This is a genomic window from Streptomyces sp. NPDC057682 (assembly GCF_042799575.1).
In the GTDB taxonomy this organism is placed as follows: Bacteria; Actinomycetota; Actinomycetes; order Streptomycetales; family Streptomycetaceae; genus Streptomyces.
Map to the genome: position 1 here is coordinate 40,816 of NZ_JBHVIN010000023.1, position 20,950 is coordinate 61,765.

A 20,950-nucleotide genomic window follows, 5' to 3' on the forward strand; every position below is an offset into this window, starting at 1 on the left:
GCGAACGGCCCCCGGCCCTTTCGTTCGGATCAGTCGAGTACGAAACGCTCCAGATAGGACGGGTTCGACCGGTCGAGCATCGACTGCGACCTGGCCCGGATCTGCCGGTCGCTGTGCTCGCTGTCCGGCAGCATCCAGAAGCGGTCGGCGCGGATCCCGTCGACGACGGTCCGGGCGACGTCCTCCACGGGGGTGAACTCGACCTCGTGGCCCGCCGCGCGCATGGCGGTCTCCCACTGGTCGAGGCTGCGGTACGGGGTGCGGCGCGGGCGCTCCTTGGCGTAGCGCTCGGGGCGGTTGCGGTACGACTCCCACAGGCCGGTGCGCAGCATGTGCGGGCCGGGGAAGAGGACCGAGGCGCCGACGGGGGCGTCCTCCGCCCGCAGATGGGCGTAGAGCGATTCGGTCAGGGTGACGACGGCGGACTTGGTGACCGCGTAGACGGAGGCGGTGGGCAGCGGGGCGATCCCGCCGTCGCCGGAGGAGGTGTTGACGACGTGTCCGGGGCCGCCGCCAGCCAGCATGCGCGGGACGAAGGCCTGGACGCCGTGGAAGACGCCCCAGACGTTGACGGCGAACGCCCACTTCCAGTCGTTGGGTTCGTGCTCCCAGATCCGGCCCTCGGCCCCGGAGCCGACGCCCGCGTTGTTGCAGAGCACGTGCACGGCGCCGAAGGCGTCGTACGCGGCGTCGGCGAGGGCGGTGACGGAGTCGCGTTCCCCGACGTCCGTCGGGTGGGCCAGCACTCGGGCGCCCTCGGCACCCAGGGCGTCGGCGGCCTTGCGCAGGGCGCCCTCCTCGACGTCGGCGAGGACGACGGAGAGCCCCTCGGCGGCGAACCGCCGGGCCATCGCGAGGCCGATCCCGCTCGCGGCGCCGGTGACGACGGCGGTCTGTCCGGCTTCGAGCCTCATCGGACACTCCCTCGCGGCGGGCCGTCGTGGATCTGCTGGGGGTCGTCGTAGCGCTGGTGGACGTACGGCAGCAGCGCCTCGGCGGCGACCCGCTCCACGGCGCGGCCGCGCTGGTCGCTGGTCTTCTCGCCGAGGGTGAGGGCGACGACGCGGTGCACGGGGAGGTCGGCGACCGGGTCGTACACCGAGTCGCGCAGCACCACGTCGCCGCTGATCCGCTCCAGCCGGCGGACCTTCTCGTGGCGGGTGCAGTGGACGAGGACGGGGTCGGACTCGAAGCCGTCGCCGTCCACCGCGGGCAGGAACTTGAAGTAGAAGTCGAGCTTGACGGTGGGTCCGGGCAGCGGCAGGGGCTCGCCGACGGCGCCGCGCACCTCGACGAAGTCGATGCCGTGGCGGCCGAGCACGGCGCGGACGACGAGGCCGTCGCGCTCGACCTCCACCCGGCCGAGCTTCTTCGGTTCGCCGAAGACCTCGCGCCCGCCGGTCAGGGCCCGTTCGTGGGTCATCGGCATGACCAGCGGATACCAGCCCTCCTGCCCGTCGTGCACGGCGGCGACGGAGACGGATCCGGCGCCGAGGGGGTAGCCGGGCAGGTCGACCTTGCTGATGCTCGCCCGGACGAGCGGGCGGCCGGAGGGTTTCAGCGGCGGCGGGAGGACGGCCGCCACGGCGTCGGGGTCGCTCTCCCAGACGGCGGTGACACCGGTCGACCAGATGTCGGGCAGCGCGGACCGGGCCTCGCGGGCCGCCGCGATCTCGGCCTCGGTGCGCGCGCCGTACCGTACACGTGCCATGCGGTGCCACCCTTCTCGGTTGTCCGTACCGGGTTCTGTAACACAGTTACACCGGAGTCCGTGAAGGGTAAAGAGCCGTGCGCGCAATGGACTTCGAAGGACAGGAGAGACCGTGGGGCGATCGTCACTGACCCGTGAGGAGGTGCTGGCCGCCGCGTCGGACCTGGTGCGGCGCGGCGGTCCGCAGGCACTCACCATGCGCGGGCTGGCGTCCGAACTGGGCACGGCGGTGACCTCGATCTACTGGCACGTGGGCAACCGGGAGTCGCTGCTGGACGCGCTGGTCGAACGGACCGTGCGGGAGCTGGGCACCCTGCGCCCGGCCGGCCGCACCCCGGCCGCCCGGATCGTGTCGGTGGCCCGAGCGCTCCGCCGCGAGCTGCGCGCCCGTCCGCATCTGATCGCGATGGTCCACGAACGGGGACTGACGGAACGGATGTTCCTGCCGGCCCAGCGGGCGCTCGTCCACGAGACGCATGCCGCGGGGCTGCGCGGCGCGCGGGCGGCCCAGGCCGTCCGGGCGGTGCAGTTCCACACCGTGGGCTTCCTGCTGGTGGAGCGCAACCGGGAGCGGTCCCCCGTCCAGTCCCCGGACGAGGGCGCGCTGTGGGGGGCCTCGTCGGCGGACGGAGACCCGGCGCTGGCCCGCGCCCTGGCCCGCCCGGCCGACCCGGACCGGCTGTTCACGGCCTCCCTGCGGGCCCTGGTGGAGGGGCTGCTGGCCGGTGCGCCGGAGGCGGCCGGGCCGTCCGGGCCGGGGGCGGGGGCGACGGCCGAATAGGGGAGTGTCGGTGGCGGCCCGTATTCTCTGTGACCATGCTCGACGACCGCCAGACCGCAGCACCGTGGCCGACCGCCTACCCGCAGGGGTACGCGGTCGTCGACGTGGAGACCACCGGACTCGCCCGGGACGACCGGATAGTGTCCGCCGCGGTCTACCGCCTGGACGCCCAGGGCGACGTCGAGGACCACTGGTACACCCTGGTCAACCCGGAGCGCGATCCCGGCCCGGTCTGGATCCACGGGCTGACCAGCGACGTCCTGGAAGGCGCCCCGCTCTTCCCGGAGATCGCCGCCGAACTGTCCGAGCGGCTGGCGGACCGGGTGCTCGTCGCGCACAACGCCGCCTTCGACTGGTCGATGCTCGCCCGGGAGTACGCGCGCGCGGCGGTGGTCGCCCCGGTGCGCCAGCGGCTGTGCACCATCGCGCTCTCCAAGGAGCTGCGGCTGCCGCTGCCCAACCACAAGCTGGAGTCGCTGGCCGCGCACTTCGGCGTGGTCCAGCAGCACGCGCACCACGCGCTGGACGACGCCCGGGTGCTGGCCGAGGCGTTCCGCCCGAGCCTGCACGCGGCGGCGCGCGGCGGAGTGCGGCTGCCGCTGCTGGAGTGCCGCCCGCTGACCGAGTGGTCCGACTCCCCCGTCACCCCGAAGGTCGGCTACCAGCCGGCGTACGGCGCGCGCACCAGCTGGCGCCCCGCGCGCAAGCGCCCGGCCTGCCCCTATCCGAATCCGGGGCGGTACGAGAAGGACAAGCCCCTGATGCAGGGCATGCGGGTGGCGTTCTCCGGAGACACCTCCGTCGACCGCGAACTGCTGGAGGACCGGGCCGTCGAGGCGGGACTGCACGTGGCGACCAGCGTCTCCCGGCTGACGAGCCTGCTGGTGACCAACGACCCCGACGCGGCGACGTCCAAGACGGTGAAGGCCAAGTCCTTCGGCACCCCGATCCTCGACGAGAGCGCCTTCACCCATCTGCTGCGGGACGTGGTCCCGGCGCCGAAGGTGCCGGGACCGACGCCGTCATCGGAGTGAACCGGGGGCGACGCGCCCGCCCGCCGCTCGCCCGCCGCCCCCGCGCGTCCCACCCTGTGGCGCATGGCACGTTGTGAGGTTTGCGGAAACGACTACGGGATGTCCTTCGAGGTGCACGCGCAGGGCGCGATTCATGTCTTCGACTGCTTCTCCTGCGCCATCCACCGCATGGCACCCATCTGTGAGCACTGCCGGGTCCAGATCATCGGCCAGGGCGTCGAGGTCGACGGGCACTGGTTCTGCGGCGGTCACTGCGCCCGCGCCGAGGGGAAGGCGGGCATCGTCGACAAAGTCTGAGCACCGGCCGTCCGGCCGCGTTCCCCCTTCATCCACTCCCCTTCCCCCACCCCTCCGCGATGCACCCCATGCCGCAGTTGTACGGTCATGGGGTGTACCGCTTCCTGTTGACCCGGCAGTGGCTGATCCTGGCCCTGATCGCCCTCGTGCTGATCCCCACCATGGTCGAGCTGGGTTTCTGGCAGCTGCACCGGCATGAGCACAAGGTCGCGCAGAACGCGCTGATCACACGGAACCTCAAGGCGCCGCCGGTGCCGGTCTCCTCGCTCACCTCCCCCGGCCACACCGTGCCGCGCGCGGACTACTGGCGCACGGTGACGGCCACCGGGACGTACGACACGAAGCACCAGGTCGTGGTGCGCCGCAGGACGGCGACGGACGGCAGCATCGGCGTCCATGTGCTGATCCCCTTCGACCTCAGGGGCGGCGGCACGGTCATGATCAACCGCGGCTGGGTGCCGGCCGCCTCCGACCAGCACGCCTTCCCCGCGGTGCCGCCGGTGCCCGCGGGCGAGGTGACCGTCACCGGACGGCTCAAGGCCGACGAGACGACGGGCAGCAGCGGCATCAAGGACCTCGCGGACCTGCCGGACCGCCAGGTGATGCTGATCAACAGCGTCCAGCAGGCGAAGCTGCTCTCCCGTCCGGTGCTGGGCGGCTACATCGAGCAGACCGCGCCGGAGCCCGAGGCCGACCGCCCCGAGCTGATCGAGGCCCCGGACGACAGCTCGATCGGCCCGCACATGGCGTACGCCGTGCAGTGGTGGCTGTTCGCGGCCGGTGTGCCGGTCGGCTTCGTGGTGCTGGCCCGGCGGGAGAAGCGCGACCGGACGGCGGCCGCCGCCGAGGCCGCGGCCCCGTCCGAGACGGCCGAACCCGAGCCGGCCCAGGCCTGACCCCTCCTCCGCCCGGCCTCCGCCGGGGTGACTCCCGGTTCTCCTCGTACCGTCCCTGCTTAGCGGAGGCCAGGTTCGGGAACACGCCTGAACGTGACTCCACGTATCGAGGACTACGCCCTGATCGGCGATCTCCAGACCGCGGCCCTGGTCGGCAAAAACGGTTCTGTGGACTGGCTCTGCCTGCCCCGTTTCGACTCGGGCGCCTGTTTCGCCGCGCTGGTGGGCAACGAGGAGAACGGGCACTGGCGGATCGCCCCCAAGGGCGCCGAGACCTGCACCCGGCGCGCGTACGCGGGCGACTCCCTCGTCCTGGAGACCTACTGGGAGACCCGCACCGGCACGGTCAAGGTCATCGACTTCATGCCGCAGCGCGACCACGAACCGGATCTGATGCGGATCGTCGAGGGCGTCAGCGGCACCGTGGACATGGCCTCCGTGATCCGGCTGCGCTTCGACTTCGGCTCGGTCGTGCCGTGGATGCGCCGGGCCGACGGGCACCGGGTGGCCGTCGCCGGACCCGACTCCGCCTGGCTGCGCAGCGAGCCGCCGGTGAAGACCTGGGGCCAGCAGTTCTCCACCTGCTCCTCGTTCACCGTCGCCGAGGGCGAACGGGTGGCCTTCGTCCTGACCTGGCACCCCTCGCACTCGCCGCGCCCCGATCTGGTGGACCCCTTCGAGGCGCTGGAGAACACCCTGGCCGACTGGGCGGAGTGGTCCGCCCGCTGCACGTACGAGGGGCCCTACCGGGAGGCGGTGATCCGTTCGCTGATCACCCTCAAGGCGCTCACCTTCGGCCCCACCGGCGGCATCGTCGCCGCCCCCACGGCCTCGCTGCCGGAGGAGATCGGCGGCGTACGGAACTGGGACTACCGCTTCTGCTGGCTGCGCGACTCCACACTGACCCTCGGCGCGCTGGTCTCGGCCGGCTATCTGGAGGAGGCGGCCGCCTGGCGGGACTGGCTGCTGCGCGCGGTCGCCGGGGACCCGGCCGACCTGCAGATCATGTACGGGCTGGCCGGGGAGCGCCGGCTGCCCGAATCGGAACTGCCGTGGCTGCGCGGCTACGAGAACTCCGCCCCGGTCCGGATCGGCAACGCCGCCGTCCGCCAGCGCCAGCTCGATGTGTACGGCGAGGTCATCGACTCGCTCCGGCTGGCCCGGGACGCCGGGCTGAGCGACAAACCGCACGCCTGGAGCCTCCAGCTCAGCCTGCTGGGCTTCCTGGAGTCCACCTGGCGCGAACCCGACGAGGGGCTGTGGGAGATCCGCGGCCAGCGCCGCCACTTCGTGCACTCCAAGGTGATGGCCTGGGTGGCCGCCGACCGCGCCGTCCGCAGCCTGGAGGAGGACCCCTCGCTCTCCGGGGACGCCGAGCGCTGGCGGGCGATGCGCGACGCCGTCCACAAGGAGGTCTGCGAGAAGGGCTACGACCCCGTCCGCAACACCTTCACCCAGTCGTACGGATCACGGGACCTGGACGCCGCCACCCTGCTCATCGCCCGCACCGGCTTCCTGCCGCCCGACGACCCCCGGGTGATCGGCACGGTCGACGCGGTCCGCGAGGAGCTGGGCAGCGGAGGACTGGTGCGCCGCTACAGCACCGACGGCGCCTCCATCGACGGACTGCCCGGCGGCGAGGGCGCGTTCCTGGCCTGCTCGTTCTGGCTGGCGGACGCGCTGCTGCTGACGGACCGCCCCCGGGAGGCCGCCGAACTCTTCGAACGCCTGCTGTCCCTCCGCAACGACGTGGGGCTGCTGGCCGAGGAGTACGACACCGCCGGCGGCCGGCAGCTCGGCAACTTCCCCCAGGCCTTCAGCCACATCGGGCTCGTCGGCACGGCGGTCGCGCTCGCCCGGTCACGGGCCGCCGAGGACGCGGCCCGCGAGGAGACGGCAGGATAGGACCATGGATCTTGGACTGAAGGACCGCGTGTACATCGTCACCGGCGCCACCCGTGGGCTGGGCAACGCCACGGCCCGCGCGCTGGTCGCGGACGGGGCACGCGTGATCATCACCGGCCGCGACGAGAAAAGCGTGCGGGAGGCCGCCGACGAACTGGGCCCCGACGCGGTCGGGCTCGCCGCCGACAACGCCGACCCGGAGGTGGCGCAGCGCCTCGTGGAAGCCGCGCAGGAGGGCTTCGGCCGGCTCGACGGCATCCTCGTCAGCGTCGGCGGCCCGCCGCCGGGCTTCCTCGCGGACAACACCGACGAGCAGTGGCAGTCGGCCTTCGCCTCGGTGTTCCTGGGCGCGGTGCGCCTGGCCCGCGCGGCGGCCGCCGCCCTGGGCGAGGGCGGCGTCATCGGTTTCGTGCTCTCCGCCTCCGTCCACGAGCCGATCGCCGGGCTGACCATCTCCAACGGGCTGCGCCCGGGGCTGGCCGGTTTCGCCAAGTCGCTCGCCGACGAACTGGGCCCGCGCGGCATCCGGGTCGTGGGCGTCCTGCCGTCGCGCATCGACACGGACCGGGTCCGGGAGCTGGACGCGCTCTCCGGCGACGCGGAGGCCTCCCGTACGGCCAACGAGGCGGCCATCCCGCTGCGCCGCTACGGCACCCCTGAGGAGTTCGGCCGCACCACCGCGTTCCTGCTCTCCCCGGCCGCCTCGTACCTGACGGGCATCATGCTGCCGATCGACGGCGGGGCCGGGCACGGTTTCTGATCCAAGATCCGGTACGGCGAGGGCGGCCACGGCCTGGGGCCGGGATCCGGTACGGCGGAGGGGCCGGGCGATGTCGTCGTCCGGCCCCTCCGGCGCGTCGCGCCGCCGTGTCTCAGCTCACGCGTTCCGCGCGGTGCTTGACGGCCTTGAGCCGCACCTCGGCGGGCAGCCGGGCCAGTCCGGCCGAGTCCCGGGCGTGGGCGATGGCCTCGTCGCTGAGCCGGCCCAGCGCCTCGTCGGGGGCGGCGTGCGGTTCCATCAGGAGCCGGATCCGGGCCTCGGGCGTACTGCGCCGGCCGGTCAGCACGGCCTGGGCGCGGGCCACGCCGTCCAGGGCGCCCGCCTCTCCCGCGAGCACCCCCTCCAGCGCGCGTCCGCGCAGCAGCGCGCCCTCGCCGTCGCCGCTGTCCACCAGGACCTCGGAGAGCCGGGCCCGGCGCAGCTGGGCCAGCAGCCACCACAGGGCGAGCACCACGACGACCGCGAGCACGGCGATCACGACCGGCCACCACCAGCCCTCGGAGCGCCAGCGCTCCCGGTCGGCGTCGCTGAGCAGCACGTCCTTCTTCCCGTACCAGGGCCACCAGGACGGCACGGAGAGTCCGAGGCCGGCGGCCAGCACCCCGCCGCCCACGCAGACCAGGACCAGTCCGACGAGCCCCAGAAGCACCCGGTTGACGGTTCTGAGCACGCCGCTCACCCCTTCCGCGCCGGCCGGCGGACATGGACGGAGAGACTCGGAGGCCGGGACAGCCCCAGGTCCTTGATGCCGGTGGAGAGCACGGTGTCCAGATCGGCCCGTACGTCGTCGAGTTCGCGGAAGTGCGAGACGGCCCGCACCCCCACCTTGCTCCGGCCCATCCGGACCCGGACGGACTGCACCCCGGCCACCTCGACGGCCCGGTCGCGCAGCACCATGGCGGCCGCGGTGCGGTCCAGGGCGGCCCGTACGTCCGGCCGGTCGCGGCGCATCGGGAGCAGATCGCGCAGTCCGGGGGTGAGCGCGAGGACGATCAGCCAGAGGCCGAGGGCGACGGCGACCCCGGCGCCGGTCAGCACCCACACGTCGTCCAGGCGGCGTTCGGCGAGCTGGTCGGCCAGCGAGCGGCGCCAGCTCATCGCCGGGTGGTCGGCGCGGACCGCCGCGACGTCGTAGAGGAGCAGCCCGGCACCGCCCAGGATCACCAGGGCCGTGAGACCGGCAGGGACGCGGCGGGCGGACCAGAAGCGGCCCGCCGGGCCGTCCGGGCGGTCCTTGGCCGGGACCGGGTCGTAGGCCGCGGAGGACGCGGACTGGTCCAGTTCGAGCACGCCGCCGTGCTCGCGCGGTGCGGTGGTGGGCGGTCCCTGGCCGTCGTGGCCGGGACTGCGGGGTTCGGTCATCGGATCCTCCCCTGCGCCGCGAGGCTCGCTCCTGAGGGGTGCAGGCGCTCGACCTGTACGGCCACTTCGGGCACCTCCATCCCCGCCAACGCCTCTACCCGCTCCGCGACCCGGCGACGCACCGCACCGCACTGGCGTCCGATGTCGCTGGGATACGCCAGCTCCAGGCTCACCCGGACGCGGGCGGTGTCACGGTGCACCGTGACCGTGGCACGCGGCGCCGCGGCCTCCTTCGCCGGCGCGTCGACGGCCTCCTTCGCCGCCTGCGCGGCGATCTTCGCCACGACCCGGTCGGCGATCCGGGTCTCGCCGCGCTCCGCCGCGGCCACCCGGCCGCCGGCCCCCGGCATGCCCGTCACCGCCGTCGGTCGCCGCGCTCGCGACTCCGGAAGAAGTCGCCGAACTCCAGATCGCCCTCCAGGAAGCGGCCGGCCACGAAGCCGACCGCTCCCAACGCGGCGACCAGCAGGAACGCCCCGAATCCGCCGAAGTACCCGGCGAACCCGAGCGCCATGCCGGCCACCATGCCGACCACCGCCATGCTCATCTGTGCGCTCCTCAACTGCCGTGGACGAAGGAGAACTGCGGGACGGGAAGAACTACTGGAGACGCGGCTCGGGTTCGTCGTCATCGTCGTCGTCGGGGAGCTTCACATCGCTCACCGCGATGTTGACCTCGACGACTTCTAGGCCCGTCATCCGCTCGACGGCCGCGACCACGTTCTCCCGCACATCGCGGGCCACATCGGCGATCGACACGCCGTAGTCGACGACGATCTCCAGGTCGAGGGCGGTCTGGGACTCGCCCACCTCCGCCTTCACGCCCCGGGTGACGGACTTCGAGCCGCCGGGCACCCGGTCGCGCACCGCTCCGAAGGTCCGCGAGAGCCCGCTGCCCATCGCGTGCACACCGACCACGTCGCGTGCCGCCATTCCGGCGATCTTCTCGACGACGCCGTCCGCGATGGTGGTCCGGCCGCGGGTCGCCGGGGCTCCCCCGCCGCGCTTGGTCAACGTGCTCCTGCTGTCGCCGCCCGAGGCGTCCTTGTCGGGGTTCTCGGGCCGGTTCCGCTGTGGAGTCTCGGTCATCGCCGTTCTTCCCTTCGGGGCAGATGGGGACTTCCTTGCCCACATTAGGTCCGCTTGCCCCGTCTCGCGCCGTGGATGCGGCAGGGTGGGGACATGGACACGGCGGACGGCTCGCAGCGGGCCGAGGGTTGGACGGCGGCGGTCCGGCGGCGGGTGCGGCTCGGCCGGCTGCTGCCGCTGGGCGGTCCGGACGACGGGGCGTGGATCGCGGAACGGGCCGCGGTCGCCGTGCTGCGCGAGGCGGTGGCGGGGGCCTGGCCGGCGCCGGTGCTCGGGGAGCTGCGGCTCTCGGTGGCCGATCCGGAGGCGGCGCCCGCGCCGGGTGTGGAGCCGCCGCCGAGCGCGCTGCCCCCGGGCCCGCTGCGGATCGAGGGCACACTGGCGGCACCGGCCGACCGGCCGCTTCCCGCCTCGGCCGACGCCCTGCGCGCGGCCCTGCTGACGGCGGCCCGGGAGCGGCTGGGGCTGCGAGTGGCCGAGGTGGACCTGCGGGTGACGGAGCTGCTGGACGAGGCGCCGGGGCGGGTCGCGCCGGAGCCGGTGGAGGTGCGCGGGGTCCCGGCGCGGAGCGCGGCGGAGCGTGCGGCCGCCGGAGTGACGGGGGTGGCGGCGCTGACCGGTGTGCTCGGCCCGGCCGTGCACACCGGCGGCGGGTCCGTCCGGGTCGAGCTGGCGGTGGAGGGCGGCGGGCGCACGCTCGACGTGACCCGCGCGGTGCGGGCCGCGGTGGGCGCGGCGGTGGACGGGGCTCCCCCGGTCGCGGTGCTGGTCACGGCGGTGGCACCGGGAGCGGACACCGGGGGTCCGGGGCCTGTCTGAAGGTCCGCGTCGACCACCCTGCGGGTCCTCGTGAGGGGCCGGCCGCTCGCGGGGACACGGAGAACGCGGACCGGGGAGCCGTCGTCACCGCCGCCACGACGCCGGGGTGCGTCCGTGCGGTGCCGTATCGGCGGTGACGGCGAGGAGTCAGTCGCCGGCGCCCGCGAGGTCCCGCAGCCGGCGGCCCTGGGCGGCGCGCTCGGCGGCGCGCTGCTCCTCGTACCCCCGGGAGACGGCACCGCTCAGCAGCGCCTTGGTCTCGATGACGGCGTCGCGCGGTGCGGCGATCAGGGCGCCGGCCAGATCCCGCGCGGCGGCCTCCAGCTCGGCGGCGGGCACCACGAGGTTGGCGAGGCCGGTGCGCTCGGCCTCCTCGGCGTGCACGAAGCGGCCGGTGGCGCAGATTTCGAGCGCGCGTGCGTACCCCACCAGGTGCACCAGGGGGTGCGTGCCGGTGAGGTCGGGGACGAGGCCGAGGCTGGTCTCGCGCATGGCGAACTGCACGTCGTCGGCCACGATCCGCAGATCGCAGGCGAGGGCGAGCTGGAAGCCCGCGCCGATGGCGTGCCCCTGGACGGCGGCGATCGTCACGATGTCGTGGCGGCGCCACCAGGTGAACGCCTCCTGGTACCCGGCGATCAGGGCGTCGAGCTCCTCCTGCGGGCCGCGCCCCATGTCGAGGAACGACGGTTCGCCGTCGAAGCCCTCGGGCGTGAACGCCTGCCGGTCGAGCCCGGCGGAGAACGACACGCCTTCGGCACGGAGCACGACGACCCGCACACTGCCGGGCAGGGCCCGGCCGGCCTCCGTCAACGCCCGCCACAGAGCGGGGGACTGGGCGTTGCGCTTGGCCGGATGGGTGAGGGTCACCGTGGCAACCGCGTCGTCGACGGTGAGTCGTACGCCGTCCTGGTCGAGCACGGAGTCGGGCGAGGTCATGGGGCGCCTCCGGATCGGGGTGCGGTCAGTGCAGTCAGCACAGAGCTAAGTGACTGAACAGTAACCACCCGATCGACCGCACGATCGACCGGGTGGCCACCACCTAGAACCGGTGAGCCCCGGGACAGGCCGCACGACCTGCCCCGATCCGCCCGGGGCCGTCAGGCCGTCGCGGCCTTCTTGCCTCGTGTCGCGCCGCCGCGTCCGCGCAGCGTCACTCCGGACTCGCTGAGCATCCGGTGGACGAACCCGTAGGAGCGGCCCGTTTCCTCGGCCAGCGCCCGGATGCTCGCACCGGAGTCGTACTTCTTCTTCAGGTCTGCCGCGAGCTTGTCGCGCGCGGCGCCGGTCACCCGGCTGCCCTTCTTCAGAGTCTCGGCCACCCGTGCCTCCTCATGGGAAGTGCGCTCTGGACTTCTCATGATCACCCCTCGGGGCCGTCCTGGCCACCCATTCGGCAAGGTCGGTGCAAGCGGATAGACGCCCCCTGAAGGCATCGACACGACCGGAACTCACCATTCCGAGAGGCCGGGGAGGCGGTCCGCACACAGGCCCGAACGAACGCCCAGGTCAGGGCCGCACGGGGATCGAGCGCCCGCGCGCGCCCCCTGTCGGGTCCCGCTCCGGGCGCCGCCCCGGGGTACGAGACCTCCTCACACAGATGAAGGATCACGCGTAGGCCGAATGATCCAGTGCGAGTGGATCATTCGGCCCGGGGACACCGCGAACACGCGTCCGCGGAGGAGGCCGGCCGGGTCAGGCCAGGGCCACCAGGTCCCGGTAGTCCGCGCCCCACAGGTCCTCGACGCCGTCGGGCAGCAGGATGATGCGCTCGGGCTGGAGCGCCTCGACCGCGCCCTCGTCGTGGGTGACGAGGACGACCGCGCCCTTGTACGTGCGCAGCGCGCCGAGGATCTCCTCGCGGCTGGCGGGGTCGAGGTTGTTGGTGGGCTCGTCGAGCAGGAGCACATTGGCCGAGGAGACGACCAGCGTCGCCAGGGCGAGCCGGGTCTTCTCGCCGCCGGAGAGCACCCCGGCGGGCTTGTCCACGTCGTCCCCGGAGAACAGGAACGAACCGAGCGTCTTGCGCACCGCGACCAGGTCGAGGTCGGGCGCGGCGGAGCGCATGTTCTCCAGGACCGTGCGGTCCGGGTCGAGGGTCTCGTGCTCCTGGGCGTAGTAGCCGAGCTTGAGGCCGTGGCCCTGGATGACCTCGCCGGTGTCGGGCTTCTCGGCGCCGCCGAGCAGCCGGAGCAGCGTGGTCTTGCCGGCGCCGTTGAGGCCGAGGATGACGACGCGGGAGCCCTTGTCGATCGCGAGGTCGACGTCGGTGAAGATCTCCAGCGAGCCGTAGGACTTGGAGAGGCCCTCGGCCATGAGCGGGGTCTTGCCGCACGGCGAGGGGTCGGGGAAGCGCAGCTTGGCGACCTTGTCGGAGACCCGGACGGCCTCCAGCCCGGCGAGCAGCCGGTCGGCGCGCTTGGCCATGTTCTGCGCGGCGACGGTCTTGGTGGCCTTGGCGCGCATCTTGTCGGCCTGGGCGTTGAGCGTGGCCGCCTTCTTCTCGGCGTTCTGGCGCTCGCGCTTGCGGCGCTTCTCGTCGGCCTCGCGCTGCTGCTGGTAGAGCTTCCAGCCCATGTTGTAGATGTCGATCTGGGAGCGGTTGGCGTCGAGGTAGAAGACCTTGTTGACGACCGTCTCGACCAGCTCGACGTCGTGGGAGATGACGACGAAGCCGCCCCGGTAGGTCTTCAGGTAGTCGCGCAGCCAGACGATCGAGTCGGCGTCGAGGTGGTTGGTGGGCTCGTCGAGCAGGAGCGTGTCGGCGTCCGAGAAGAGGATGCGGGCCAGCTCGACGCGGCGGCGCTGACCGCCGGAGAGCGTGTGCAGCGGCTGGCCGAGGACCCGGTCGGGGAGGCTGAGCGCCGCGGCGATGGTGGCCGCCTCGGCCTCGGCCGCGTACCCGCCCTTGGTCAGGAACTCGGTCTCCAGGCGCTCGTACTTCTTCATCGCCTTCTCGCGGGTGGCGCCCTTGCCGTTCGCCATCCGGTCCTCGTTCTCCCGCATCTTGCGCAGGATCTCGTCGAGGCCGCGGGCGGAGAGGATGCGGTCGCGGGCGAGCACGTCGAGGTCGCCGGTGCGCGGGTCCTGCGGGAGGTAGCCGACCTCGCCGGAGCGGGTGATGGTGCCGGCCGCCGGGGCGCCCTCCCCCGCGAGGCACTTGGTGAGGGTGGTCTTGCCCGCTCCGTTGCGGCCGACGAGGCCGATGCGGTCGCCCTTGGCGATGCGGAAGGAGGCGGACTCGATGAGGATGCGGGCGCCGGCGCGCAGCTCGACGCCGGAGGCGGTGATCACGGAAAAACTCCAGGGCGGAAGGAAAGGCGGAACGTCTGGCGATGTACGGCTCCGACGTCGTTACTCACGCCTACGCACAAGGAGGATGGCCATGGGGACCAGTCTACTGGCGGTGTCCAACGAGTTTTTCTCCCGCTCGGGCGGGCCGGGGTCCCGGCCCGCCGCCGCCCCCGCGCCCGCCCGGCCACACCGACGAAGCGGGCATACCGGTGTGAACTATCCGATACTCGGCGCATGACCGCGGGGCAGCCGCGGGACGGGCAGAGGGTGGTGCCATGCGGTTCGACGACGACGCCGGGCTGGACACGTCCGAGGTCGGGGACCGGCGCGGCAGCCGCGTCCCGGGCGGGCGCGCCACCGTGGGCGGCGGGATCGCCGGGGTCGTCGCGCTGCTCCTGGGCCTGTTCTTCGGCGTCGGCCCCGATCAGCTCGGGCTCTCCTCGGGCGGACCGGACCCGGCCGCGACCGCCTCGACGGCCGCCCGGGTGGCCGAGGACTGCCGGACCGGCCGGGACGCCAACAGCAAGGACGACTGCCGGATCGTCGCGGTGGTCAACAGCGTGCAGGACTACTGGAGCCAGGAATTCCGCCGGGACGGCACCCCGTACGGCGGTGCGCGGACGATCCTGTTCACCGACCGGGTCGGCACCGGCTGCGGTGCGGCGACCTCGGCCGTGGGCCCCTTCTACTGCCCGGCCGACCGGCAGGTCTATCTGGACCTGGGCTTCTTCGACGAGCTGCGGACCACGTACGGGGCGAGCGGCGGGCCGTTCGCCGAGGCCTATGTCGTCGCGCACGAGTACGGACACCATGTGCAGAACCTGACCGGGACGCTGGACCGGGCCCGGGACGGGCGGACCGGGGCGGACAGCGACGCGGTGAAGGTCGAGCTCCAGGCGGACTGCTACGCCGGGGTCTGGGCGCACCACGCGACGACGACGCCGGAGCAGTCGACCGGGCGGCCGCTGGTCACCGAGCTGACCCGGGCCGACATCCGGGACGGGCTCGACGCGGCCGCCGCGGTCGGGGACGACCGGATCCAGGAGCGGTTCCAGGGCCGGGTCACCCCGGAGTCCTGGACCCACGGCTCGGCCGCGCAGCGCCGGCAGTGGTTCACCACGGGGTTCCGGACCGGCGACGCGGCCGCCTGCGACACGTTCCGCTGAGCCGCAGGGACCCGCCGCGCCCCGCCGCGCGGGCGGTGTCAGTGGGCGGTGCGAGACTGAGACACAGATCACAGCCGGCCGTCAGGGGTCCGGTGCGGACGAGAAGGGACTGAGCACGATGACAGGCGCAGCGGCAGGCGTTCCGACCGTCTACCCGACGATTCTGTACGAGGACGCCAAGGCGGCGATCAAGACCCTCACCGAGGCCCTGGGCTTCACCGCGGAGGCGGTGTACGAGGGCGAGGACGGCTCGGTGATGCACGCGGAGCTGTCCTGCGGGAACGGCAGGGTGATGCTGGGGTCCAAGGGCCGCGAGGGGGTGTTCGCCCGGGTGATGCGGGACGCGGGCCCGGCGGGTGTCTACGTGGTCGTGGACGAGGTCGACGAGCACCACGCACGCGCGGTCGCGCACGGGGTGGAGATCCTGATGGAGCCGACGGACCAGGACTACGGCTCGCGCGACTACATGGCGCGGGACGCCGAAGGCAACGTGTGGAGCTTCGGGACGTACGCCCCGGGTGCGGAGGGCTGAGCCGCCGCACCGGCCGGCCGCGCCCGCCCCGGGTCACGGGCGGGGCGCGGCCGTCGGAGAGCCGCCGCTCTCAGGCTCCGCCGGTGTGCACCTGGAAGGCCGCCTTGCGGACGGCCTTGGCGAGCGCCGGATCGGGGTGCGCGGCGGCCAGGGCCACCAGGACCTGCACGGTGCGTGGATGGCCGACCGCCCGGACCTCGTCCAGCAGCGCGGGGACGGTGCCCTGGACGGCCGAGTCCAGGTGCCGGACCAGCAGCGCGGTCTCGCCGTGGTCGGCGACGGCCGCCGCGGTGTCCACCCAGAGCCAGGTGGCCTCCTCGCGGCTGAGGACCTCCTGGGCGTCCTCGGGGTCGGCCCCGTCGTACTCGGCGAGCCAGAGCAGCGCGTAGGGGCGCAGCGAGGGGTCGGCGGCCACGGACCGCACCTCGGGTTCGGCCGGCGCGCCGACGACCCGGAGCGCCTCGAAGGCGAGCCCGCGCAGCAGCGCGTCCTCGCCGCGGGCCACGCCGAGCAGTTCGGCGACGGCGCTGCCCACGGGCCGGGCGGCGAGCCAGGCCCGGTACTCGGCACGGGCGGGGCCGGGGGTGAGGCGGGCGCAGCCGAGCAGCATGTCGGCGGCGGACTGCTCGATGTTCCCGGCCGGGCTCTGCGCGGCGACGCAGATCTGCTCCAGCTTGACCCAGACCGCCCAGTTGCCGAGCGGGGTGAGGGTGGCGTGCCCGGGGTGCAGGGTGAGCGCGCCGACGGCGGCCAGCCCCTCCAGGGCCCAGTCCAGCAGGAGCGCGACCAGGGCGGCGGGGTGCGCGGTGGGCTCGGGCACGGCGGGCACGGGCAGTGGCTGGGGCCCGTACGGGACCTCGCAGCGCTCCTCGTGCAGTTCCGCGACGCGCTGGCCGAGCAGGTCCAGGAGCACGGGCACCGCGACCGGGCCCGCCGAGAGCTGGAGCAGGGAGAGCACCTGGGGCACGGCCTCGACGGCCTCGGCGACGGCGGTGGAATCGATGCCGAGGGGTGCGGGGTGGACGAGCGACCAGGCGTCGAAGAGCGCCACCCAGCCGCGCAGCACGGCGGAGTCGTCGCGGTCCCAGGCGCGCAGCCGCCAGCCGGGCCGCGCGGTGTCGCCGTGCAGTTCCACGAGTCCGGCGAGACGGGCCCGGTCCCAGCCGGAGCGCACCTGCTCGGGGGACAACTCCAGCGCCGCCGCGGCCTGTTCGAGGGAGCGGGCGGCGAGCGGGGCTATGCCCGCCCGGGTGCCGTCGGCCGCCCAGCGGGCGATCCGGACGGCGTCGGCGAGGGCGGCCCTGGCCTGGCGGGCCAGTTCGGCCCGGGGCGGGGTGCCCTCGGGAGGACGCGGCGCGGGCCTGGTGCGCCGGGTGGTCACGGCCTTACGAGCGGTGGCAAGGGGTCGCGGGCGGACAAGTCGCAGCCTGGAGTCGCGCGGGGTACGGGACGTCACGGGGAGCAGTCTTGCCTCTGACGGCCCGAAAGCCCAAACGGAACCCCGCTGACCGGTCCCGGAAGGGGATCACGGGGCCCGGGACCAAGCACCCGAAGCGGCACATCGGCTCACATCAGGGGCGTGAGGAAGCGGCGCAGGGTCTCCTCGTAGTGGACCGGGTCGGCGTTCCACATCGCACCGTGCGGAGCCCGGGGCACGGGGTGCAGCGAAACCAGGTCGGGGCGGAGCGCGGCCAGCTCCCGGGACGGCCGCCAGGGGGCGAGGGTGTCGTCGGGGCCGTGGAAGATCAGCGTCGGGACGTGCAGGGTCGCCGGGACCGAGGTGTCCAGGAGACGGGCCCCGTGCAGGCCGGTCTGGCCCTGGGCGGCGCGGACGGCCAGGGGCCGCAGGACGGAGGGGACGCCCCGGGCCGCGGCCAGGGCGCGCAGGGTGACGGCCCAGTCCAGGACCGGGGAGTCGAGGACCAGACCGCGGATCCGGTCCCGGAGCGCGGAGTTGACACTGGCGTGCAGGGCCATGGCGGCACCGGTGGACCAGCCGTGCAGGACGACCTGTTCGGCGCCGTAGCGGACGGCGAAGCGGATGGCCGCGTCCAGGTCGCGCCATTCGGATTCGCCGAGGTGGGAGAGGCCGTCCGGGGAGCGCGGGGCGTCCGGGTCGCCGCGGTAGCCGAGGCCGAGCACCGGGAGCTGCTGCCCGTGCAGGAAGCCCAGCACGTTGAGAGGGTGCGCGCGGGTGGTGCCGATGCCGTGCACCGCGATCACCCAGGTGGCGCGGGACCCGGGGACGAACCAGGCGGGCAGTCCGCCCAGCTCGCCGGGGATCTCGACCTCGCGGAAGTCCAGGCCCAGGGCCTCGGCGGGGTCGCCGGTGTGGACCTCCGGGGTGATGTGGACCTTGGCGCCGGGGACCAGAACGCCCCGGTCGACGCGCTCCAGCCGGCGCACGACGGTGTCGGCCGCCTGGCGGGCCTGGTCGAGCACCGGTCCGACGACGGCGTGGACGTCGTCGCCCGCCAGTCCGTAGGTGCCGGGCCGCAGCGAGGCGAGGGACCGGGTGAGGGTGACCTGTCCGGCGGCCGTGGCGTGCACGGTCAGACCGCGGTCGGCGGGAAGGGGTCGTCCGGACGGCGCCCCGAGGGCGGCGTCGCTGGCGAACCGGCCGGCCGCGACCGCGGCCGCTCCGGCGCCGAGGATGGTGGTGACGGCCGCTGCCGTCGCTGTTGCCGGGCGCACGGCATCAGTCTCCGGGGCTCCCCCGGGCCCGGCCACCGGACGGGGGCCGTCCGGTGGCCGGGCCGTATACGGGAGGGTCCGCGCGACGGGGGCGGGGAGCGTCGGGGACGGGTCCGCCGCACGGGGCCGGGGCGGCCGGGGGCGCGGTCCGCCGCACGGGGCCGGGACCGGTCAGCGAGGGCGCTGTCCGTATCCCTTCAGGGCCTCGCCGACCTCGGCCAGTTGCCCGGGGGTGAGCAGGGCCGGGGTGCGGCCGGGGACGGAGCTGGCGGTGAGCCAGAGGTGGCAGAGCCATTCCAGCTGGGCGGTGCGGTCGTAGGCCTCGTCGAGGGTGGCGCCGTAGGTGACGGTGCCGTGGTTGCCCAGCAGACAGCCGGAGCGGTCGCGCAGGGCCAGGAGCATGTTCTCGGCCAGCTCCTCGGTGCCGTAGCGGGCATAGGCGGCGACCCGGACGGGGCCGCCGAGCATCGCGGAGGCGTAGTGGAGGGAGGGCACCTCGGTGACCAGGGTGGAGACGGCGGTGGCGTGGACGGCGTGGGTGTGCACGACGGCGGCGGCGTCGGTGTTCCGGTAGACGGTGAGGTGAAGGGGGAGTTCGCTGGTGGGGGTCAGTTCGCCGTGGGTCCGCTTGCCTTCCGGATCCACGGCGGTCAGATCCTCGGGGCGGAGCCGGTCGTAGGGCACTCCGCTGGGGGTGACGAGGATCGTGTCGCCGACCCGCGCGGAGACGTTTCCCGAGGTCCCGACGACCAGCCCCTCGGCGGCGGTTCTGCGGGCGGTCGTGACGACCGCGTCCCAGGCCGCTTCGATCGATTCGCGCCACGCATCGCTCATACGAAGATCCTTTCAACGGATGAGCGGCCTCGTGCCGCCCCCTCCCGCGGGCCCGCGCCCGGCCCCGAATTCTGGGCCCCGCACGGCCCGTAACGGAATCCCGCCTCCGTCCGGCGGACGAAGAGGGCGGCCGGGCTCCGCTTGGAGTCACCGCAAAGCCCTGCCCAGTTCATCTTCCGTTCACCCAGCTTGCCTACGGTCCACGTGCCAATGACGTCGAACGATTGCCTGGGTAAATGGAACACATCACGCTGCTGCTCGCGATTGTGATCGTGACAGCTCTAGTGTTCGATTTCACGAACGGTTTCCACGACACCGCCAACGCGATGGCCACGACCATCTCGACCGGCGCCCTCAAACCCAAGACAGCGGTGGCCATGTCCGCCGTTCTCAACCTCGTCGGCGCGTTCCTGTCGGTGGAGGTCGCCAAGACGATCTCCGGCGGGATCATCAATGAAGACGGGCTCAGAACCGAGGTCATCTTCGCGGCGCTCGTCGGCGCCATCCTGTGGAATCTGCTGACCTGGCTGGTCGGCCTGCCCTCCAGTTCCTCCCACGCCCTGTTCGGCGGCCTCATCGGCGCCGCGGTGATGTCCGCGGGCTGGTCCTCCGTCGACGGCGGCACCGTCGTCACCAAGGTGCTGCTCCCCGCGGTCGCCGCCCCGATCGTCGCCGGTGTCGCCGCGCTCCTGGCCACCCGGCTGACGTACCGGATCGGCGGGCGGATCCAGGGCGAGGCCCAGGAGAAGGCCACCGCCAAGGGCTACCGGGCGGGCCAGATCGCCTCGGCCGGCCTGGTCTCCCTCGCCCACGGCACCAACGACGCGCAGAAGACCATGGGCATCATCACCCTCGCCCTGGTCACCGGCGGTGTCCTCTCCCCCGGCTCCAACCCGCCGGTCTGGGTGATCGTGAGCGCCGGTCTCGCCATCGCGATGGGCACCTACCTCGGCGGCTGGCGCATCATCCGCACCATGGGCAGCGGGCTGACGGAGCTCAAGCCGCCGCAGGGCTTCGCCGCCCAGACCAGCGCGGCCACCGTCATCCTGGCCTCCTCGCACCTCGGCTTCTCCCTCTCCACCACCCAGTCCTGCTCCGGCGCCGTGATGGGCGCGGGCCTCGGCCGTCAGGGGGGCGTGGTCCGCTGGTCCACCGCCACCCGGATGTTCGTCGCCTGGGGCCTGACCCTGCCGGCCGCCGGTCTGGTCGGCGCGGGCGCCGAGTTCGTCACCAAGCAGGGCACCTGGGGCGTCGTCGTCGTGGCGGCGCTGCTGGTCGCCGGCTCCGGCGCGATCTGGGCGCTCTCGCGCCGCAAGCCCGTCGGCCACGACGATGTCGCCCCGTCCGGCGCGCAGTCCGCGCCGGACGCCGAACCGGCCGGAGTCGTGACCACCGCCATCGCGGCCGTCAGCCCGCCGCCCACGCTCGCCGCCCAGCCCGACCTGTCGGCGACCCTCCCGTCCCCGGCCGCGCCCGTCGCCGCCGACCCGGCCCGACCCGCCACGGTGTAAGGACAGACACATGCACATCGACTGGGCAGCACTCGGCACCGTCTTCGGCGTCTCCCTCGTCACCACCGTCGCTCTCGTGGGCCTGTTCACCCTCGGCATCGTCGGCCTCTCCAAGCAGCCGGAACCGGCCGCGCGGGGCGGCGCGGCGGGCGGTTCGGTCCTGCTGGCCCGCGCCGGCGGGTACGTCTGCTTCGGACTGTGCGCGGCGGCGGTCGCGTACGGGATCTATCTGATCGTCGCCTGAG

The 20,950-nt window shown here is 73.7% G+C and carries 24 protein-coding genes; 11 read left to right on the plus strand and 13 right to left on the minus strand.

Annotation, left to right across the window (positions count from 1 at the left end; translation table 11 throughout):
• Positions 1–29: 29 nt before the first annotated feature.
• Both ACFVDM_RS33405 and ACFVDM_RS33410 read right to left on the minus strand, forming a co-directional pair.
• Positions 30–914, minus strand: a complete 885-nt coding sequence (locus ACFVDM_RS33405; RefSeq protein ID WP_383649312.1) for an SDR family NAD(P)-dependent oxidoreductase — start codon at positions 912–914, stop codon at positions 30–32.
• Positions 911–1,711: an acetoacetate decarboxylase family protein gene (locus ACFVDM_RS33410; protein ID WP_383649315.1), complete on the minus strand. Its 801-nt coding sequence runs from the start codon at positions 1,709–1,711 to the stop codon at positions 911–913. The genes ACFVDM_RS33405 and ACFVDM_RS33410 overlap by 4 nt, the downstream gene beginning before the upstream one ends.
• Positions 1,712–1,823: 112 nt before the next feature.
• On the opposite strand from ACFVDM_RS33410, the gene ACFVDM_RS33415 reads away from it, so the two are divergent.
• The 6 genes from ACFVDM_RS33415 to ACFVDM_RS33440 all read left to right on the plus strand — a co-directional run bounded on the left by ACFVDM_RS33415 (position 1,824) and on the right by ACFVDM_RS33440 (position 7,384).
• On the plus strand, positions 1,824–2,492 hold the full coding sequence (locus ACFVDM_RS33415) for a TetR/AcrR family transcriptional regulator (RefSeq protein WP_383649318.1): 669 nt from the start codon (positions 1,824–1,826) through the stop codon (positions 2,490–2,492).
• A gap of 29 nt (positions 2,493–2,521) precedes the next feature.
• Positions 2,522–3,526 carry a DEDDh family exonuclease gene (locus ACFVDM_RS33420; protein ID WP_383649321.1) on the plus strand — a complete coding sequence of 335 codons (1,005 nt, stop codon included), beginning with the start codon at positions 2,522–2,524 and terminating at the stop codon, positions 3,524–3,526.
• Positions 3,527–3,589: 63 nt separating this feature from the next.
• Positions 3,590–3,823 (plus strand): hypothetical protein, encoded by a 234-nt coding sequence (locus ACFVDM_RS33425; protein ID WP_383649324.1) that lies wholly within the window; start codon positions 3,590–3,592, stop codon positions 3,821–3,823.
• 92 nt (positions 3,824–3,915) lie between these two features.
• Entirely contained in the window at positions 3,916–4,719 is an 804-nt protein-coding gene (locus ACFVDM_RS33430) for an SURF1 family protein (protein ID WP_383649327.1), read from the plus strand.
• Between the two features lie 93 nt (positions 4,720–4,812).
• Complete coding sequence (locus ACFVDM_RS33435; RefSeq protein WP_383649329.1) at positions 4,813–6,624, plus strand: glycoside hydrolase family 15 protein; 1,812 nt, start codon at positions 4,813–4,815, stop codon at positions 6,622–6,624.
• 4 nt (positions 6,625–6,628) lie between these two features.
• Positions 6,629–7,384: an SDR family oxidoreductase gene (locus tag ACFVDM_RS33440; RefSeq protein ID WP_383649333.1), complete on the plus strand. Its 756-nt coding sequence runs from the start codon at positions 6,629–6,631 to the stop codon at positions 7,382–7,384.
• A 112-nt stretch (positions 7,385–7,496) separates the two neighbouring features.
• On the opposite strand, the gene amaP is transcribed toward ACFVDM_RS33440, so the two are convergent.
• Genes amaP through ACFVDM_RS33465 form a run of 5 tightly spaced genes read right to left on the minus strand, consistent with a single transcriptional unit; the run spans position 7,497 to position 9,855 of the window.
• The gene (amaP, locus tag ACFVDM_RS33445; RefSeq protein ID WP_383649335.1) at positions 7,497–8,084 is read right to left on the minus strand and encodes an alkaline shock response membrane anchor protein AmaP; all 588 of its coding nucleotides are present in this window, start codon (positions 8,082–8,084) and stop codon (positions 7,497–7,499) included.
• Positions 8,081–8,767, minus strand: coding sequence for a DUF6286 domain-containing protein (locus ACFVDM_RS33450; protein WP_383649338.1), 687 nt, complete (start codon positions 8,765–8,767; stop codon positions 8,081–8,083). Before ACFVDM_RS33450 ends, amaP begins: the two co-directional genes overlap by 4 nt.
• Complete coding sequence (locus ACFVDM_RS33455) at positions 8,764–9,117, minus strand: Asp23/Gls24 family envelope stress response protein (protein WP_383649341.1); 354 nt, start codon at positions 9,115–9,117, stop codon at positions 8,764–8,766. The genes ACFVDM_RS33450 and ACFVDM_RS33455 overlap by 4 nt, the downstream gene beginning before the upstream one ends.
• A 5-nt stretch (positions 9,118–9,122) precedes the next feature.
• Entirely contained in the window at positions 9,123–9,314 is a 192-nt protein-coding gene (locus tag ACFVDM_RS33460; RefSeq protein ID WP_383649344.1) for a hypothetical protein, read from the minus strand.
• Positions 9,315–9,366: 52 nt separating this feature from the next.
• The gene (locus tag ACFVDM_RS33465) at positions 9,367–9,855 is read right to left on the minus strand and encodes an Asp23/Gls24 family envelope stress response protein (RefSeq protein ID WP_383649347.1); all 489 of its coding nucleotides are present in this window, start codon (positions 9,853–9,855) and stop codon (positions 9,367–9,369) included.
• Between the two features lie 93 nt (positions 9,856–9,948).
• Between ACFVDM_RS33465 and ACFVDM_RS33470 the strand changes: the two genes are divergently transcribed.
• Positions 9,949–10,674 carry a hypothetical protein gene (locus ACFVDM_RS33470; protein ID WP_383649350.1) on the plus strand — a complete coding sequence of 242 codons (726 nt, stop codon included), beginning with the start codon at positions 9,949–9,951 and terminating at the stop codon, positions 10,672–10,674.
• Positions 10,675–10,821: 147 nt separating this feature from the next.
• Here the strand turns inward: ACFVDM_RS33470 and ACFVDM_RS33475 are convergent, their stop codons facing one another.
• From ACFVDM_RS33475 to ACFVDM_RS33485, 3 genes are all read right to left on the minus strand, one after another.
• Complete coding sequence (locus tag ACFVDM_RS33475; RefSeq protein ID WP_383649352.1) at positions 10,822–11,613, minus strand: enoyl-CoA hydratase/isomerase family protein; 792 nt, start codon at positions 11,611–11,613, stop codon at positions 10,822–10,824.
• 161 nt (positions 11,614–11,774) lie between these two features.
• Entirely contained in the window at positions 11,775–11,996 is a 222-nt protein-coding gene (locus ACFVDM_RS33480; protein WP_018518904.1) for a helix-turn-helix domain-containing protein, read from the minus strand.
• Between the two features lie 373 nt (positions 11,997–12,369).
• The gene (locus ACFVDM_RS33485; protein WP_383649356.1) at positions 12,370–13,968 is read right to left on the minus strand and encodes an ABC-F family ATP-binding cassette domain-containing protein; all 1,599 of its coding nucleotides are present in this window, start codon (positions 13,966–13,968) and stop codon (positions 12,370–12,372) included.
• Between the two features lie 275 nt (positions 13,969–14,243).
• On the opposite strand from ACFVDM_RS33485, the gene ACFVDM_RS33490 reads away from it, so the two are divergent.
• Both ACFVDM_RS33490 and ACFVDM_RS33495 read left to right on the plus strand, forming a co-directional pair.
• On the plus strand, positions 14,244–15,134 hold the full coding sequence (locus ACFVDM_RS33490) for a neutral zinc metallopeptidase (protein ID WP_383649359.1): 891 nt from the start codon (positions 14,244–14,246) through the stop codon (positions 15,132–15,134).
• A gap of 118 nt (positions 15,135–15,252) precedes the next feature.
• Positions 15,253–15,666, plus strand: coding sequence for a VOC family protein (locus tag ACFVDM_RS33495; RefSeq protein WP_383649361.1), 414 nt, complete (start codon positions 15,253–15,255; stop codon positions 15,664–15,666).
• 70 nt (positions 15,667–15,736) lie between these two features.
• Here the strand turns inward: ACFVDM_RS33495 and ACFVDM_RS33500 are convergent, their stop codons facing one another.
• From ACFVDM_RS33500 to ACFVDM_RS33510, 3 genes are all read right to left on the minus strand, one after another.
• Entirely contained in the window at positions 15,737–17,047 is a 1,311-nt protein-coding gene (locus ACFVDM_RS33500) for a hypothetical protein (protein WP_383649365.1), read from the minus strand.
• Between the two features lie 185 nt (positions 17,048–17,232).
• Complete coding sequence (locus tag ACFVDM_RS33505; protein ID WP_383649367.1) at positions 17,233–18,360, minus strand: alpha/beta hydrolase; 1,128 nt, start codon at positions 18,358–18,360, stop codon at positions 17,233–17,235.
• A gap of 171 nt (positions 18,361–18,531) precedes the next feature.
• Positions 18,532–19,194, minus strand: a complete 663-nt coding sequence (locus tag ACFVDM_RS33510) for a class II aldolase/adducin family protein (RefSeq protein WP_383649369.1) — start codon at positions 19,192–19,194, stop codon at positions 18,532–18,534.
• A gap of 236 nt (positions 19,195–19,430) precedes the next feature.
• On the opposite strand from ACFVDM_RS33510, the gene ACFVDM_RS33515 reads away from it, so the two are divergent.
• Together ACFVDM_RS33515 and ACFVDM_RS33520 are read left to right on the plus strand one after the other, a co-directional pair.
• Positions 19,431–20,705 carry an anion permease gene (locus tag ACFVDM_RS33515; protein ID WP_383649371.1) on the plus strand — a complete coding sequence of 425 codons (1,275 nt, stop codon included), beginning with the start codon at positions 19,431–19,433 and terminating at the stop codon, positions 20,703–20,705.
• 10 nt (positions 20,706–20,715) lie between these two features.
• Positions 20,716–20,949 (plus strand): hypothetical protein, encoded by a 234-nt coding sequence (locus ACFVDM_RS33520; protein ID WP_383649373.1) that lies wholly within the window; start codon positions 20,716–20,718, stop codon positions 20,947–20,949.
• Position 20,950: the final 1 nt, after the last annotated feature.